General features: G+C 61.5%; 14 protein-coding genes and 2 pseudogenes. 8 read left to right on the top strand and 8 right to left on the bottom strand.

From position 1 onward, the window contains the following. Nucleotides 1–35 precede the first annotated feature (35 nt). The 6 genes from ACR65W_RS06185 to dinB all read left to right on the top strand — a co-directional run bounded on the left by ACR65W_RS06185 (nt 36) and on the right by dinB (nt 5,922). Nucleotides 36–422 carry a single-stranded DNA-binding protein gene (locus tag ACR65W_RS06185; RefSeq protein WP_434500936.1) on the top strand — a complete coding sequence of 129 codons (387 nt, stop codon included), beginning with the start codon at nt 36–38 and terminating at the stop codon, nt 420–422. A 661-nt stretch (nt 423–1,083) separates the two neighbouring features. Next, entirely contained in the window at nt 1,084–1,827 is a 744-nt protein-coding gene (locus ACR65W_RS06190; protein ID WP_434500937.1) for a ParA family protein, read from the top strand. A 70-nt stretch (nt 1,828–1,897) separates the two neighbouring features. Next, the gene (locus tag ACR65W_RS06195; protein ID WP_434500950.1) at nt 1,898–2,812 is read left to right on the top strand and encodes a ParB/RepB/Spo0J family partition protein; all 915 of its coding nucleotides are present in this window, start codon (nt 1,898–1,900) and stop codon (nt 2,810–2,812) included. A gap of 145 nt (nt 2,813–2,957) precedes the next feature. Beyond that, entirely contained in the window at nt 2,958–3,476 is a 519-nt protein-coding gene (locus ACR65W_RS06200) for a plasmid mobilization protein (RefSeq protein WP_434500938.1), read from the top strand. Continuing rightward, nucleotides 3,473–4,549 carry a relaxase/mobilization nuclease domain-containing protein gene (locus tag ACR65W_RS06205; protein ID WP_434500939.1) on the top strand — a complete coding sequence of 359 codons (1,077 nt, stop codon included), beginning with the start codon at nt 3,473–3,475 and terminating at the stop codon, nt 4,547–4,549. Before ACR65W_RS06200 ends, ACR65W_RS06205 begins: the two co-directional genes overlap by 4 nt. A gap of 284 nt (nt 4,550–4,833) precedes the next feature. Continuing rightward, a complete protein-coding gene (dinB, locus tag ACR65W_RS06210; RefSeq protein ID WP_434500940.1) occupies nt 4,834–5,922 on the top strand; it encodes a DNA polymerase IV in 1,089 nt (362 codons plus the stop codon). A 51-nt stretch (nt 5,923–5,973) separates the two neighbouring features. On the opposite strand, the pseudogene ACR65W_RS06215 reads toward dinB, so the two are convergent. Further along, nucleotides 5,974–6,099 (bottom strand): annotated as a pseudogene (locus tag ACR65W_RS06215) (DUF7713 domain-containing protein); the annotation flags it as partial. 490 nt (nt 6,100–6,589) lie between these two features. Between ACR65W_RS06215 and ACR65W_RS06220 the strand changes: the two are divergent. Further along, nucleotides 6,590–7,018 carry a hypothetical protein gene (locus ACR65W_RS06220; protein ID WP_434500941.1) on the top strand — a complete coding sequence of 143 codons (429 nt, stop codon included), beginning with the start codon at nt 6,590–6,592 and terminating at the stop codon, nt 7,016–7,018. A 300-nt stretch (nt 7,019–7,318) separates the two neighbouring features. Here the strand turns inward: ACR65W_RS06220 and recD2 are convergent. Next, nucleotides 7,319–9,537: pseudogene (gene recD2, locus ACR65W_RS06225) on the bottom strand (SF1B family DNA helicase RecD2). Nucleotides 9,538–9,695: 158 nt separating this feature from the next. Beyond that, the gene (locus ACR65W_RS06230) at nt 9,696–10,082 is read right to left on the bottom strand and encodes a hypothetical protein (RefSeq protein ID WP_434500942.1); all 387 of its coding nucleotides are present in this window, start codon (nt 10,080–10,082) and stop codon (nt 9,696–9,698) included. 163 nt (nt 10,083–10,245) lie between these two features. Here ACR65W_RS06230 and ACR65W_RS06235 point away from each other — a divergent pair, with 163 nt between their 5' ends. Then, a complete protein-coding gene (locus ACR65W_RS06235; RefSeq protein ID WP_434500943.1) occupies nt 10,246–10,518 on the top strand; it encodes a helix-turn-helix domain-containing protein in 273 nt (90 codons plus the stop codon). 20 nt (nt 10,519–10,538) lie between these two features. On the opposite strand, the gene ACR65W_RS06240 is transcribed toward ACR65W_RS06235, so the two are convergent. The 5 genes from ACR65W_RS06240 to ACR65W_RS06260 form a co-directional block, all read right to left on the bottom strand. Then, complete coding sequence (locus tag ACR65W_RS06240) at nt 10,539–11,564, bottom strand: LPD7 domain-containing protein (protein WP_434500944.1); 1,026 nt, start codon at nt 11,562–11,564, stop codon at nt 10,539–10,541. Then, complete coding sequence (locus ACR65W_RS06245) at nt 11,548–13,494, bottom strand: type IV secretory system conjugative DNA transfer family protein (RefSeq protein WP_434500945.1); 1,947 nt, start codon at nt 13,492–13,494, stop codon at nt 11,548–11,550. Before ACR65W_RS06245 ends, ACR65W_RS06240 begins: the two co-directional genes overlap by 17 nt. Next, on the bottom strand, nt 13,460–14,491 hold the full coding sequence (virB11, locus tag ACR65W_RS06250; protein WP_434500946.1) for a P-type DNA transfer ATPase VirB11: 1,032 nt from the start codon (nt 14,489–14,491) through the stop codon (nt 13,460–13,462). Before virB11 ends, ACR65W_RS06245 begins: the two co-directional genes overlap by 35 nt. Further along, nucleotides 14,488–15,630: a type IV secretion system protein VirB10 gene (gene virB10, locus ACR65W_RS06255; RefSeq protein ID WP_434500947.1), complete on the bottom strand. Its 1,143-nt coding sequence runs from the start codon at nt 15,628–15,630 to the stop codon at nt 14,488–14,490. Before virB10 ends, virB11 begins: the two co-directional genes overlap by 4 nt. 10 nt (nt 15,631–15,640) lie before the next feature. After that, a partial coding sequence (locus tag ACR65W_RS06260; protein WP_434500948.1) for a TrbG/VirB9 family P-type conjugative transfer protein occupies nt 15,641–16,178 on the bottom strand: 538 nt, incomplete at its 5' end.

Below are 16,178 nucleotides of genomic sequence, written 5' to 3' on the forward strand. Positions count from 1 at the left end.
CAACCGGGGCAAACGCCCCAACGATGGAGAGCAAGATGAAGACCTTTGCAGAATTCCAGATCCTAGGCCGTATCGGCAAGGTCCGTGAAATCGGGCAGACCACACGCGTTTCGATCTGCGCCAACTACGCCTTCAAGGACCGCAACGGCGAGACGAAGGACAAGCCCTATTGGAACGAAATCACGATCTGGAGCGAGAGCGCCCGTAAATATGTCCGCGACTATGCAAAGCCCGGCGACCTAGTGGTGGCGCGCGGCACGCTGAAGCAGGGCAGCTTCGAGAAGGACGGCGAGAAGGTCTACACCGTCGACCTAAACTGCGACGACTTCTCGATCCTCGCCTCCGCCAAGACGGACAAGTCCGACAACGACGAAGCCGATGTGGCATCCGAGGCGCAGAAGAAGGCCGCCAAGCGCAAGTGACGCGAAGGCTGGGGCGGCGCTCGCCGTCCCGCCTCTTGCGCTTGGTTCGGATTTACGACGCCAGCAGACCGCGGGCAGTTTTTTCTGTTTTGGAGTGGCACGCTATCGACGGAGAGTTATCGCGGTGGCCGACTCTCAGGCAGTGGCCGCGGCTCTCTCTGCATCCGGCGCCGTAACGGAAGCGCGCCACGTCGTCGGCGCACCTGCCACGCTCGTTACGGCTGTCACGAGCATGCCCGTAGAAAGGGCGAACAGAGGCTTTCGAGAACACCGTGGTTTGCACCACAGCTTCGTCCAGGCGGCAACGAAGCGTTTCGCTGGCACCCGTCGTGAAGCAGCAATATCCGATCGGTGGTTTGCACCACGTTGAAGGTGAAGCTCGTCGCGCGGCGCGTGCTAACCAAGCCGATCATTATCTCCGGACAAATTCCCCACCCCGGTGAATCTCCCCAGAAAACGTGGCTGCCGCACTCATCGCATTCGCGATCTCATCGCGCAAACAAGGCGTCTCCGGCCCTGGCTTCCTCACCCTGTCCATTGTGACAGGGCGACTCCCATCGCGAGTCGCGTCATTGGTCGCGAGCCAAGTCGGCGCCGTGGTGCAAACCACGGTTCCGGCCGCCGTTCGTATCGGGCGTTCCATTCTGAAGGCGACCAGCCGATGAAGACGATTGTAATCAACAACCAGAAGGGCGGCGTCGGCAAGACGACGCTCGCGGTGCATCTCGCGTGGTATTTGGCGGAAGCCGGTCGCCGCGTCCTGGTGCTCGACCTAGATGCTCAAGCGAATGCGACCGACACTCTCGCTCGCCATGCAGGGAACGCCTCCGCGGCGGAGTTATTCCGGCCTGCGGCGCCGATTCCTCCCAGCGGAATGGACGGCCTCACCCTCGCTCCAGCCGACACCTCCTTGACCGACGTCGATCGTAGCGACGCAGCTGCAATCCCGATGCTCCGACAGAACCTCGCCGCGGCGACCGAGCATTTCGACGCATGCGTCATCGACACGCCTCCTTCTCTCGGGCTGCGCAGCGTAGCGGCGCTTGTCGCCGCCACTCATGTGCTCTCTCCCATCTATCTCGAGGACTACTCGGTCAAGGGCGTGAAGGGACTGCTGCAAACCTTCGTTGGCGTCCAAAATCGATATGGACGGTCCGACGCGACGTTTCTCGGGCTATTGCCATCTCTCTTTAACAGCAAGTCGCCACGTCAGCGGGCGCATCTCGAGCAGCTGCTTCGGGACGCGGGCAAATATGTCTTCCCCGGACACGTCGTGGCGCGCGACGGCTATGCGGAGGCGGTCGCCGAGCGAGCGCCAGTATGGTCGTTGAAGCGGCGTTCGGCGCAGGAAGCCGGCCGCGAGATTCGTGCCGTGTTGGCCAACATCGTCGAACGTGCCGGCTGAGGAGGGGAATCGAATGGCTTTAGACCTCAGCTTCAAAGAGCTCGCCGACGTCGCTGCGCGGAACGCGGACATGAATGGCCGTCCTCTGTTCATTCCGCTCTCCCAGATCGAAGAAGATCGCGACCAGCCACGGCGCGTCTTCAACGAAGATGAACTTGCCCAGCTCGCGGACTCCATTCGACTAGTTGGAATACTGCAGCCGATCGTGGTGCGGCCTGGCCAGGTTTCGGGGCGTTACTTGATCATGATGGGCGCGCGCCGGTATCGGGCAGCGCGACTCGCCGGCCTCGATTCAGTGCCCGCCATCGTCCAAGAAGGATGTGCGTCCGATCGCTATGCGCAGATCATCGAAAATATTCAGCGTGACGATCTTGCCACCGCCGAAATCGCTGAATTCATTTTGGGGCGGCTCGAAGCAGGGGACAAGCAGGCTGATATCGCCCGCAAGCTCGGCAAGCCGAGGGACTGGGTCTCGCGTTTCGCCGCCATTCCAAAAATGCCGGCTTTTCTTCAGGCGAAGCTCCACACTTCCTCTATTCGCGCGGTCTATGAGCTCTACCAGGCATGGCGCGTACAACCCGAAGCGATCGAACAGGTCTGCTCGAGGCAGGAAAGCTTCACCGATGCTCAAGCGCGGCGCATCGCGCACGAGCTGCGTGATCCATCGTTCACGTCCACTCTGAGTCCGTCCGGCGACATTCCGAGGTCCGCTCCAGCCATCGAGAACTCAAGACCGAATATTCCGTGGTCTGCTCGGAACGAGTGCCACCAAACTTCTGCACGTGCGCGCAGTCCACACGAGCAACGCAGAAGCAAATCCGCCGTTTCGATCCTGGTGCAGCACGGAGATCGTGCAGGCCGCTTGCTCACTGATGGACCTGCGAACAAAGGGACCCGGTTCGCGTCCGTTCGCTTTTTCGAAACCGGGCAGACAGAGGAAGTTCCGGTTTCCGAGCTGCGCATCGAAGAGATTGCGGCATGTTGAGCGTCACTCGGTCGGTGCCGAACCGAGGCGCTCCTTTATTCGTAAATCCCAGCCGATCACGCGGAAAGAGATCATTCGAAGGGCTTCTAGTGCAGGATAGGCTTTGCGCCAGCGATGTAATACATCGCGACAGGGTCGGCGGCCGATGGCGCTGATCTCGCTTCGCATCCCTGATGACATGGCGGTGCGCTTCTCGGCTCTCGCGGTTGCTGAGGGCGGCAAATCCGCGCTCATCCGCCGGCTCATTGCTGATGCGCTCGCCGTGCGCGCGCCGTGCGCAGCGCCGCTGCAAATCGGCAGGCCCGAGAAGGTGACGCTGCGGTTCCGCGACAGTGAAATGCGCCAGCTTGCGGAAATCGCACAGCGGCGCGGCATGACGCGCACAGGCTGGATCGTCGCCCTCGTGCGTGCGCGATTAGGGTCGCCCGTTCAAACTTGTCCCGACGAACGCGAAGCACTGCGCGCGATCGTGCGCGAGCTCAATCGGATCGGCGCCAACATCAACCACATCGCGCGCGCGGCGAACGCCGGCGTTCAACAGGGCAGGGCGATCGAAACCGGACTGTCCGAAATCCGCGAAGTGAAAGGCGTCATCGAAAGCGCGCTCACGGAGCTGCGCCGTATATTTGGGGACAATGCCGATTACTGGAGAGCAGGCAGGTGAGCCGGCGTTGCTCGCCGCGCGAGGCGGACCTGTTCGCGGAACTGCCCCCGATCTCTTACGTCTGGCAAACGCCCATTCGACGTCCGCGTCCGGCGGAATTAGATATTCCCGATGGCGCGCGATCCGGACGGCTGACCGCGGCGATGCGCGCCAAATTGGAGCGCATCGTCAAGCGAGCGCCGGAGGTGATGGTGAAGATCACCGGCCGCACCAAGAGTGTTGAGCATCTCAAGTCGCATCTCGTATACATTACCCGCAATGGCGAGCTAGCCGGCGAAACGGAACAGGGCGCGCTGTTGGTGGGGCGCGTAGGGTTGAAGGATTTGCAAAGTCGATGGGCGGACGACGCCGCTCTCGATGATCGGCGCCGTCGCGACGGTTCGCTTTCGGTAAACATTATTCTCTCGATGCCGGCTGGTACCGATGCGACCGCCGTGAAGGATGCCGCTCGGGCGTTCGCCCTCGAAACATTCGGGCACAACCACGATTATGTCTTCGTCCAGCATCTCGAGGACAAGCACCCACACGTCCATTTGAGCGTTCGCTCATACGGCCACGACGGCAAACGTCTCAATCCTCGCAAGGCCGACCTGCAGGTCTGGCGCGAGCGGTTCGCCGCGGGATTGAGGTTGCGGGGAATCGCGGCGGAGGCGACGCCGCGGCGAACCCGCGGCAAGGTGCGGAAGGCGGTCCGCGGGACCGTGCTCGCTCTCCGCAAACGCGAGATCCCGCCCTATGTCGATCGGCGCGCGCGGGAGGAGGTCTTGCGTGAGGCCGTCGAAGGCAAGAGCGCGGAGCGGCCTTGGGAGAAGCAAATCCAATCACGCCAGGAAGCAATCCGTCGGCGCTATCTCGATTACGCCTCGGAACTCGAACGCACGGGGGAGGCGACCGATCAAGCGCTTGCGCGGCAGATGCGTGAATTCGTACGCGACATGCCTGCGATCGAAACGAGATGGCAATTGCTTAATAAGGAACTGGACAAGTTCGCCGCGAGCCGCCGGCGGGATGCGGCGCGCGACACGGAATCCCCTCGGCCTTCCGAGCCCGAGAAGGATGAGCATGAGAAATAGCCATTCCCGCGGCCCACCTCTGGGGTTGCGAACAAAACAAGAAACAATAGAAGATGCGCTCCACAAAGGGAGGATGATTCGACGTGCCCGCCGCCCATCTCGAAACACTCAATTCGCAACAGCGAAGGGCCGCCGAGCACGGCGTCGAGGGACAATCCGCGCACTCTAGGCCGCCCCTCCTTGTCATTGCAGGCGTCCGACTCGACGTCGGAGCGAGAATGCGAAACATTTGGCGATGAGCAATGATTCAAGGCGCCGTTAGAGACGAGCCAAAATGCGCGCGCTTGAACGATCCTGCGCCTGAGCGTCCGCGCAAGATCATCCACATCGACATGGACGCCTTCTACGCCTCGGTCGAGCAGCGCGATCGTCCCGAACTGCGCGGCAAGCCAGTCGCGGTCGGCGGCGAGCGCGAGCGCGGCGTCGTGGCGGCTGCGAGCTATGAGGCGAGAAAATTCGGCGTGCGTTCGGCAATGCCGTCTGTGACCGCCCGCCGGAAATGTCCCGATCTGATTTTTGAGAAGCCGCGCTTCGACGCCTACAAGGAAATCTCGCTGCAAATCCGTGCGATCTTTGCCGAATATACGAGTATCATCGAGCCTCTGTCGCTCGACGAAGCCTATCTCGACGTGACGGACAATCTGAAAGGGCTCGAGACGGCCACCGAGATCGCGCAGGAAATCAGGAGAAAGATTCGCTGTGAAACCGGGCTGACGGCTTCAGCCGGCGTTTCCTACAACAAGTTTCTCGCAAAACTCGCATCGGATCATCGCAAGCCCGATGGGCTGTTCGTTATCACGCCGAAAATGGGCGCGGGCTTTGTCGAGAATATGCCGGTCGGGAAGTTTCATGGAATCGGACCGGCGACGAGCGCCAAGATGAACCGGCACGGCATTTACAAGGGCATCGACCTTCGAGCCCAAGCCCTTCCGTTTCTGCTTAAACACTTCGGCATGGCGGGCCAGCATTTCTATTGGATTGCGCGCGGCGTCGACCACCGGCCGGTCCGAGCCGATCGCGTGCGTAAATCGATCGGCATTGAGAACACATTTCCTCAGGACTTGTTCGAATTCGAGGCGCTGCGCGAGGCGCTGCGGCCCATGATCGACAAGATCTGGCGCTTCTGCGAAGGCACCGGCGTGCGCGGGCGGACCGTCACATTGAAAGTAAAATTCACTGATTTCGAACTGATCACTCGTAGCCGTTCGCTCTCAGACCATGTCTTTGATCGAAGGGACGTCGAACACATCTGCCTTGATCTTTTAGCGCTCTTGTTCCCGCTCCAAAAAGGCGTGCGACTGCTGGGCGTCTCTCTATCGTCGCTCGGTCAATTGCCAGCCGGCGAAGCCAGGCAATTGACGCTCGGTCTTTGAAAGAACTGTGCGACATCCGATGCCGGCCTGCAGGATTAGCAGGGTATGACCCTAGTCTTCCGGATCTTTGACTTCCACCGTGGGCTCTTCTGCCACTGCGTCATCATCAACAAAGTAAATTCGCATGCCCCATCCCGCATAGGTCGTGAGCATCCGACCGAATTGTTGAAGGTCAAACTTTTCGTCGTCACGTAGACGACCAGCTTACCCTTCTCATCATCCTCAAGGTGGCATCGTAAGACTTGCGCGCGAGGGACCCACTGATCGCCCTCTTCAAAATACTTGATCTGTGGCCGCCCAAGCGGAACCTCGATCACTCGATTTTCGGACTGGGCTGAAATTTCGTCTTGGGCGTCCACGGTCAAGTTGAACAGAGCGAGAATCGCTGCGTCTGTCATCTTCTTGATCTCGGAACCGACCCGCAAACGTACTGATGAGATAGTTGGATCAGCATATTCAATAATCGCCCATTCCCCTTCGCGAGATATTCGAACCTCCTCGAGTGACGCATGTCGTGGTCGTTTCAGGCGCATAAGTCGAAATCCCCCAGAGTCATTGTCAGTGTTTGACATCTACCCACCCGACGCGCATTCAGGAGGAAGTTAACGCATAAGGAATTATTGGGCCATGGAGGGGGCCTGCCAAACAGTGCGAAGCGACGGCGGTGATGAGGCCCTCGATCGAAGTCGGTCTTCGAGCGCTAATTCCGGACTTGGGAAAGTTCGAAGCGCAGGAGGCATTTGTTGAGAAGTTGCGTGCGACGCACGGAGAAAAGTTCGCTTTGGAGCCTCGTTTCTTGAGGTTTGCAGTTGAACGATTTAGGAGACGATATAAGAAAATGTTCGCCTTATGGGCTAACGTGCTCTCCGTTAGCCTCGAAGGCTCCCCAGCCAGATCCTCGCCGATGAACCTGCGCCCTTCGAAGCTCGTTGAGTGTCCCTACGAAGTTCGAATCGACAGAGTTCTCCGCGATCAATTTTATGATGTCCGTGACGCGATGGCGTTTGCCCGCATTGTGAAACAGAAACACCCAACGTCGAGGGTCATCGTCGTGGACGCGAGGACAGGAAAGTTGGTGATCGAGGTCGAACGCTGAAACATAAACATATTGCTCTGCTTCATTTCCAACAGGTCTGGACGATGGCCAAACCGAGACGCGCAGCGACTGACTGCGGCAGGCAAGGACCCGTCCTTCGTTCCCACGACACCAGGGGCGCGTGAGACAAAGGGAAACGTCAGTCGCATGGCTAGTGAATTTCTTATTCTCTCGGCCAAGGCGATTATGATGACGCCCGCATAGGATCGGTGTGGACAGCGCGCGTCTGTTCTGTCGAACATGCCAATGGCGCGGGATGTTAGCAGAATGACGCCAAAACAATGCGGCGGGACCAATCGATCAGCGCCGCGACAGCCATTCCTTGAGTTTGGTCCATCGTCGCTTGCGTCCGTGCGTCCGAACCCCGATCGCCAAGGCCTTGCGCTGCCCGACGATGACGACAAGGCGTTTGCCGCGAGTAACCGCGGTATAGAGGAGATTTCTGGCGAGCATCGCATAGTGCTGGGTGGCGACGGCGATCACGACTGCGGGATATTCTGATCCCTGCGATTTATGGATTGTCGTCGCATAAGCGGGAACGAGCGCGTCGAGTTCGCCAAACGGATATTCAACCTCGCGACTGTCAAACTCCGCGATGAGGACGCCATCGGCCTGGTCGATACGCCGGACTCGACCAAGGTCGCCGTTGAACACCTCGCGGTCGTAGTCGTTCTCGATCTGCATCACCTTGTCGCCCGGCGCGAAGCTGCTGCCAAAACGCTCGATTTTCTCGGCCATGTTCGGATTGAGGGCGTTCTGGAGATCGCTGTTGAGCGCTCGCGCGCCGAGAACGCCCCGTTGCATTGGGCAGAGCACCTGCACGTCGCGAATGGAATCAAGGCCGAAGCGGCGCGGAATTCTGTCGCGAACAATGTCGACGATCTTAGCCACGCCTTGCTCCGGCTCTTTCGCCTCGACGAAAAAGAAGTCCGTTTCTTCGCCCGGCTTCGGCCATTCGGGCATTTCGCCATGATTGATGCGATGGCGTTCCTGACGATCCGGCTTTCCGCCGCCTGCCGGAACACTTCCGTCAACGGCGCGACGGGAACGACGCCCGAGTCGATGATGTCGCCGAGAACTTGACCCGGACCGACCGAGGGAAGCTGGTCGACGTCGCCAACGAGCAGTAAACCGGCCTTTGGCGGAACCGCTTTCAACACCGCGAACATGAGCGAGGCGTCGACCATGCTGGTCTCGTCGATGACAAGCAGATCGCAGTCGAGCGGATGGTCAGCATCGCGGCGGAAGCCCCCGGTTTTCGGATCGGTTTCGAGCAGGCGGTGAATGGTCTTGGCCTCGATCCCCGTCTGCTCGCTCATGCGCTTGGCGGCGCGGCCGGTGGGCGCTGCGAGCAGAAGGCGCATTCCCTTGGCCGCGATAATGCGCAGGATGGCGTCGAGCAGTGTGGTTTTACCGACGCCGGGGCCGCCGGTGACCACAGCCGCTTTGGAATTGAGAACCATGCCGATCGCGGCGCGCTGAGACGCGGCGAAAGTCTTGCCCGTGCGCTTCTCGACCCATGGAATGGCCTTGTCGACATCGATCGTCGGCCAGGGCGGCGAGCCGCCTATCAGGGAGCGCAGCCGATCGGCGACGCCGCGTTCGGCGAGATACAAGCCCCGCAGGAACACGCAGGGCTTTTCTTCGATCGTGTTCGCCACCACATCGCCGCCGGCGAGCTCATCCGTGAGGGCAGTCCGAATGGCTCCCTCATCGACTTCGAGCAGCGCCGTCGCCAGCTTGATCAGCTCCTCGATGGGGAGACCGCAATGACCTTCGTCTGTCGCCTCCTGCAAGGCGTAGGAAATTCCGGCCCGCACCCGTTGCGGGGCCTCCCGCGTCATGCCAAGCTTCATGGCGATGGCGTCGGCGGTCCGAAAGCCGATGCCGCGAATGTCGCGCGCCAGCCGATAAGGATTCTCGGTCATGACCTGAATGGCGTCATGGCCATAGGTCTTGAAGATGCGCACGGCTCGGGACGTGCCGACGCCGTGCGCGTGCAAGAAGACCATGATGTCGCGCACGGCTTTTTGCTCGGCCCAGCCGGCGACAATCTTCCCTGCCCGGAATTCGCCGATGCCGGCAACCTCGCGCATGCGCCCCGGCTCCGCCTCGATAATCTCGAAGGTCTTCTCGCCGAAAGCCGCGACGATCCGTTTGGCGAGCACGGGGCCGATCCCGCGCACCATGCCAGAGCCGAGATATTTTTCGATTCCCTCCGCCGTCGTTGGCGGCGTGGTCTTGAGAAAGTCCGCCTTGAACTGGAGGCCGTGAGCGCGGTCGGTGATCCAAACCCCGACGGCGTGGATGAATTCGCCCGCCGAGATCGAAGCAACATGGCCGACGACGGGAACAAGGTCGCGCTTGCTGCGCGCCTTCACCTTCAGCACGGCGAAGCCGTTGTCCTCATTGTGGAAGGTCACCCGCTCGACAGAGCCGACGAGCGTCTCTCTGGGCGGCGTCGCGTCAAAAGACGGGGGCAAGCTCGGTGAACCATTAACGAGGCGGTGGGAGGCCATCCTAGATCGGAAAGGGGAAGGACGCGACCCTGAGTCTTGGGGGATCGTGTTCGCCGCCCCCAATTTCGCCTTGGAGCCCAGTTTTTTGGGGATGCCGCCTGAGGGATGCAAAAAATGATGTTGAGCCACGGCGCCGCGGGTAGCCCGCAAGCCGTGGGTCAGGGTAGCTCGCCGTTTTCTTCTGCGCTGCTTCCGATGTCGCTCCCATTAGGTTTCGCGGCGCTGACACCAGGGATATAGCCCAACTGCTCATCCAAGGCGGAGAGGGTCCGGAAAGCCGAATCGAGCGTCGCGGTCGCTTCGCTCAGGGCGGAGCGGATTTCACTCAGCCTGGAAATGGCTTCCTGGTCCGCTGCGATGACTTCGGGTTTCACGCGCGCAGCCTCGCCCTTGGCCTTCGCGATTTCCAAGCGATTGAGCCGCTTGAAAACTTCCTGGCGCGCGGCCGCCTCCTCCTGTTCTAGCGCCTCGGCCCTGGCATATGCCTCGCGATAGCGCGCCAGCGCCTCAATGGCTTTCTTCTCGAGATCAGCCTTCTCGCCCATGCTCTCATCCCAGACCAATGGTTCGATGATTAGAGTAGTTCGGCTGAAGAAACTTTTAACGGCGTCGAACCGCGCATCTGTTTAAGCCGAATATCCCAAAATGGGATAATTCCAAAACCGGATTATCGGAAGGGCTCGCTTTCTTCGAGCCCCGTCCGCATCGATGTCCAAGACGCTTCGATCGCCTCGCCAGCGCCAGCTGTTGGCATTGCTGGTTCAGGCGCGACAGGCGCGCAAGCTGACCCAGGCGCAGGTTGCGGCGAAACTGCGAAAACCGCAATCATTCATCGCGAAAGTGGAAGGCGGCGAGCGGCGGCTCGACGTCATCGAATTCATCGATCTCGCTTCCGCCTTGCGGATCCGCCCGGCCGAGCTGATCGAACGCTTGCTGCCGGCGCGTGGGGCGAAGCGCATTTCTCTAAAATCGAAAGAATAAGATGATCGGCGTAACGCGTATCAGCGTTCCCGCTGACGGGTCCTTTCCCGGACCTCTTCCGGGTTCCGCCGAGCCTCGCCCCTATCGGTTCGCGACCTGTCGTCTTCCGATACTCGCTCCCTGACGATCGCTCGTTCGAAAGAGCGCCCCTGTTCGAGATGCTGAGCGATGCGCTCTCTCGCCGCATCAAGGATTTTTTCACGCGCTTGAGTGTCGCGCGGGAAGGCGCGTTCGAGAGCTTTTTCGATGATCGCGAGTTGCGATTGCGCGGCGGCGAGGTCCGCGTCTCGCGCCGCCGCCTTACGGTCGGCGGCGCGGAACTTATCCGCCCGCGCCCGCCAACGGCCCTGCGGAACCGGCCGCCGATCGGCGTTCAGCCTGCCCGGAGAGTCGTCGATCGCTGTGACGTTGTTCGGGGTTCGGTCGGCGCCGTTCCTGCGCGTTTCGAATCGATCGCCGGGCTTCGCCTTGCTCAAGTTCGCACGGTTCAACAATTCCGGCGGGCGCCGATTTGCGCGCTCCCGCGCCTCGCGGCTCCTTGCCAACGCCTGCCGGTCGATGTCGGTCGGCTCATAACCCGTGACTTCCATTCCCCGCGCGCTTCCCTCTAACCAAGCCTCGCGCCGGAATTCCGCCGAGCCGCGAAGATGGATGGCCTGCCAGTTTCGGTGTTCCGCGACCGCGATCATGTCGTGGATTACTTGCGCGGAAGCGAGCCGCGTCGTGAGCCGTTCTTCCGTGGCCTTGAAGGCGAGATATTCGCCGCGCTCGTCGGCATAGACGCGCGCTTTTAGGGCCACTCCTTCTTTCGCCTGCTGGTCGGCGACCACGTAATATTTCCGACGGACGCGATCCGGGATACCAAAATCGTGCTCCGTCGTCGGCGCAGACGTTTCGGGCGGCGGCGCGCCGTTAACAGCCTCGAGCATGGGATCGCGCTTTTCAGAGTCGCGCGCCGCCCGCGGCTCGTCGCTCTTGCGATCGTCGCCAGCTTCAGCGACGCGCTCGATTGTAAAGTCGCCTTGTGCGTCAGCCGCGTCGCTCATGTCGCTCTCCTCTCGACCCGCGGCCCGACCGACGCGCCGGCTCGATCGCTTGGCTGTCAATATAGTTCAGAGTCCAGGCCTTCATTTCCTCCTCAGACAGCCCTTCGAGATCGACGTCGACGTCCCCGAAATCGAAAGTGGCGTCAGTTGGAATGGTTGACGGATCGGCGATTTCTTCATTGGTCAGCGGCCGCGTCTGGAAGACGGCGCGTAGCTCCGCGACTTCAGAGCGAAGCTCCCTGATTTCGGCGTCGATGAGGGCCGTGGAGCGGCCCTTCGGCAATTCCAGGACCGGCGCCGGCAGCACGCGTTCGAGAAAGGCCTTATCCTTGTAATAGATGATCTTGTCGGCGATGATCGGCGGAACGCCGGCCATCAACAGGATCGCCTTGGATTTCGGCAGCAGCTTCAATTCCTGGGGCAGCATTAAAGCGCGCCGATGCTCTGAGACGGTTTCGCTCGTCGCCCGCATCGCCAATCCCCTTGGCCCGCTCCGGCTCGATGCCTTCACCGTGTCGTAGCCGATGCGCTCCGAGAGCTCGTTCGCCACGTCCTGTTCCTTCGGCGCGAACACCACTTCGACGGCGTGGTTCGTCATGATGTTCTTAGCGAGGTCCGGCCCATAGATCGCTCGCAGCTGCGCCGGGCTCTGAATGACCGTGAGGAGACGCACGTTGAAGCCGGCGAGAAAGGCCACGGATTTCGCGAGCACATTGACGTTGCCGAGCGCGGCGAACTCGTCCAAGAGCAACAGCAGCTTGCGACTGAGCTTTTGGTTCTGCTCCGGCAATTCGCGGGTGTGGAGATCGATCGTCTGCTGGAAGAACAGATTGAGGAGCGGGCTCAAGCGGTCGAGATTATCGGGCGTCACCCCGAGATAGATCGACATCGGTCGCTGCCGCAAAAGCCGTAGGTCGAAATCGTTCTCCGCCGTCGCCGCGTCGATGCGGGGATTGAGCCAGAGGCCCAAACGCGCCGTCACCGTCTTGCGCACCGAGTTCAAGGTGTTCTCGGATGCGGCCAAAAAATCGTTGAGCGCGGTCACGCAATGGCGCGAGAGGGGCGACGGGCCGGATTTGCGCGCCGCGATGATCTTGTCGAAATGCTTCTTCAGATCGTGGGTAGAAGAGAGCTGGCGCAGGATTTCGCCAATAGTGAAGGGTAGCCCGGGCGTTTCAGCGACATAGCCGCCGATCGCTACGAAAGCTGAGCGGGCGGCTTCGAACCAGAAGGGATCGCCGCGGCTCTCGGAAGGAAACAGCATGACGGCGATGCGTTGCAGATCATCATAGAGATCCGCCGGCTCGCTGCGCACGTAAGAGAGAGGATTGTAACGGGCGGTGCGGCCGCTCTCATCGAGGGGATCGAAGAGATGGACTTCCTGCTCATGCGCGGCGCGAAAGCCCGCCGATTTATCCCAATTCTCCTTCTTTACGTCGAGAACGACGACCGAATCCGACCAGTTGAGGAGATTGGGAATGACGTAGCCGACGCCTTTGCCGGTGCGGGTCGGGGCGTAGACGAGAACATGCTCCGAGCCCCCGAAGCAGAGGAGAGAACCGTCCTTGCGTCCGAGCAACAGGCCTTGCCGCGCTCGCAAGCCCGCCTCGGCGATCTCGCGCGCGCTGGCGAATTTTGCTTTCCCGTGCAAGGGCAGAGGACGGCGACGCAAGACCGCGCCGAGCGCGCCGAAGGAGACGACGAGGCCGGCGAGAGTCGAAAGCGTCAGCCAGCGATCGAGGCGTTTGTCGGCGCCATAATGCGCCCAGCTGCTGACGATCTCTATAAGATGGAAACCGCCGTCGTGGCCGCGAAGCCCGAGCAGGAGCGCGTTCGACGCGACGAAGAGGAAGAGCGTCGAAGCGCCTATGACGAGCGCCGCGAGGCCCGCCGCCCTAACGGGCGTGCTCGCGTTTGCGAAGGGGGTCATAATAGATTTCCGTGATGCGGTAACGGCCGTCGCGCTTTTGCATTTGCACGACGACGTCGACGAGCAGGAGAAGCAGCGAGCGGATGTCGTCGCGATGGAGGTCGCGGCCTTCCGCGCTCTCTTTCACGAGGAGGGTCAATTGCTCGAAGGCGAGACGGGCGCTGTCCGCGTGCACCGTGGTGATCGATCCCGGATGCCCGGAATTCACGTTGCGCAGATAGAAGAAGGCCGTGCCGTCGCGCAGCTCCTGCAACAGAATGCGGTCGGGGCGCATCCGTAAACACGATTCCAAGAGTTCGCGGGGACCGACCTTGGCGAGGCCTTGGCCATCTTTGGAGTAGAGCAGCCGCACGCAATTCTGGTGCGGGATGACGAGCTCGGCCGCGTCTTCGATGGCGATCAGCCGTTCGTCCGCGGGGATCGCCGCGATCAGCGCCTTCGAGAGCGTCGTCTTGCCGGAGCCCGTCGCTCCCGAAATGAGGATATTGCGGCGGGTCAGCACCGCGAGCTCCAGGAACTCGCGCCATCTGCCCGCTTCCTTCAAGGCGAGCAGGCGATGCTCGTCGGCGGAAAGCTCCTCGCTTGCTGCGCGCACGTCGTCGAAGAGCTTCGCCTCTTCGAGGTTATCAAGAGTCATGGTCAGGGCCGCGGGCTTGCGGATGGTCAGGCTTACCTTGCCGGCGGGGACAGCGGGCGGGACGACGATCTGACAGCGCTCGTCGCCAATGAGGGTGGTGGAGACGATCGGGCGTTCGGCGCTGACATCCTGTTTGGTGAAGCCGGCCGCGGCGGTCGCGAGATGCAGAAGGTGCTCTTGCGTCAGCGCCGATGCCTCGCGCCGCGCCCAGCCGGTAGGGCCTTCGATGAAGACTTCGCTCGGGCGATTGACGACAATCTCCGTCAGGCTGTCGTCTCCAAGATAGGGCGCCAACGGTTCGAGATAGCGCTCGAGGACGAGACGCGCGCCGCCGCGATCGCCGGTTCCGGCGGATCTCACGGCTTGGTCACCATGACATGGTCCGCGATGGGCGCCGGAGGAGGATCGAATATCTGGGTACGCGTCTCGATGCGGCGAAGCCGATAGACGGAGGAGAAATCGAGGTCGCGCGCGACGAACACATTGACGAGTTCGCCTTGGTTCTTGTTCAGCGTCGGAGGAATGTCGATCGAGTGCTGGACGGCGACGGCCGCGGCGGTATTGGCGGCGCCGGGCGCGTTGACGATCTGAATGTCGCTCGTTTGTAGCTGCTGGCGCCCGATTGCGGCGGCGTCGCCGACGATCGACAACAGAAGCGCGCCACCGAAACGCTGCCAGAAATGCGTATCGATCTCGCCATCGAATCCGGCGCGGCCGAGAGCGTCGGCTGCGGGTGAGGCAAGCGCGACGATCACGCCCGTAGGGGTTTTTGCCCGTGTCCACAGCACGAACAGGCGGTGCGAGCCGCGCCGGACATTGGCGCGATATTCGCCGACGATCTGCGTCCCTTTTTCCATCAATACGACATTGCCCGAATCCGACATCACGTCGCGTGAGACGACGCAGGAGACGAAGCCGGGAACGTCCGACGACATGGCGGTTTCGAGAACGCAAGGAATGGCGGTCCCCTGCGCGACGAGAAGATTGCGGTTGGGAAGCCGCGAGGCGCGCACGCCTTCGAGCGGGGTCGGCTGCAATTTGTCCAAAAGCTCGTTTTGCGACGGCGGCTCCCCGATCCCGTTAGGGTAAGACCCCAACTCGTTTGCAAGCGGATTGTGAGTCGCCCGCGCCTGAAGCGGCCGGTTGTAGGCCAGCACCGGCGCGCGCCGCGCGCTTTCCATCAACTGATCGGCCGGCGAAGGCGTCAGCGCCGCAGGGGCGGGGCGCGGAATGGCGCCCGTGACATCCGCCACCTTCGGCGCCGGCGGGTCCCGCGCCGGTTCGAAGGCCGCCGCTTGACGGATCAGGAGTTTGGGTGCGGGGTCATTTGCTTTCCTTTCGCCCTTCCATGTTCCCCAGATGATCAGCGCCACGAAGGCGGTCAGCGCCACGGCCCCGAGGCCACGCTGGAGCGTCGCTCGCCGGCTGGCTTCATTCGATCCGGCTACCGGCGTAATGCCGCGTTCGCCGGGCAGAGCGTCGGTCTGAGCTTGAGTCATTTCTCACCTTTTATCGCCGTCTGGTCGGGGCTTTCGGCAGCCGAGCGACATTAGGACTCATCGTATTCGTATCGGGGTTGACGCCGACCGGATCGAAGGCTTCGTTGTAGATGCAGAGAACGTCGCCGCCTTTGCGCAACCGAAACTCCAGCGCTGTCGCATGGACGGTGACGAGTTCGCCGCGCACGTCCTTTGGCGCAAGCGTCTCGGAGCCATCCGAGGAGATGAGGTAAATCGCCGGCACTTCGCGATTTCCCGCAAAGCGGAAGGTCGTCTCCTTGCCGTCGTCGAATACCGCTTCGGGCTCGAGATCGATTGATCCTTGCGCCGAGAAGCGCCAGTTGCGCGCCCCATGAGCGCGAGAGACGGCGAAAGCGTCTTCGATCAGAGCCCCTTCGCGCCCGGCCCCCCGAGCCGCCGCCTCTATACGGCGGCGCTCGATCTCGTCGCCGGGATAGGCGAAGCCCACGACGAAATAGCCCTCCGCAAGCGAGCTTTCCGCGATCGACAGCTCGAATTGGTAGGAGCGCTTGCGGCCGTTGGCCCGC

Source organism: Methylocystis sp. (genome assembly GCF_051062815.1).
Taxonomy (GTDB): domain Bacteria; phylum Pseudomonadota; class Alphaproteobacteria; order Rhizobiales; family Beijerinckiaceae; genus Methylocystis.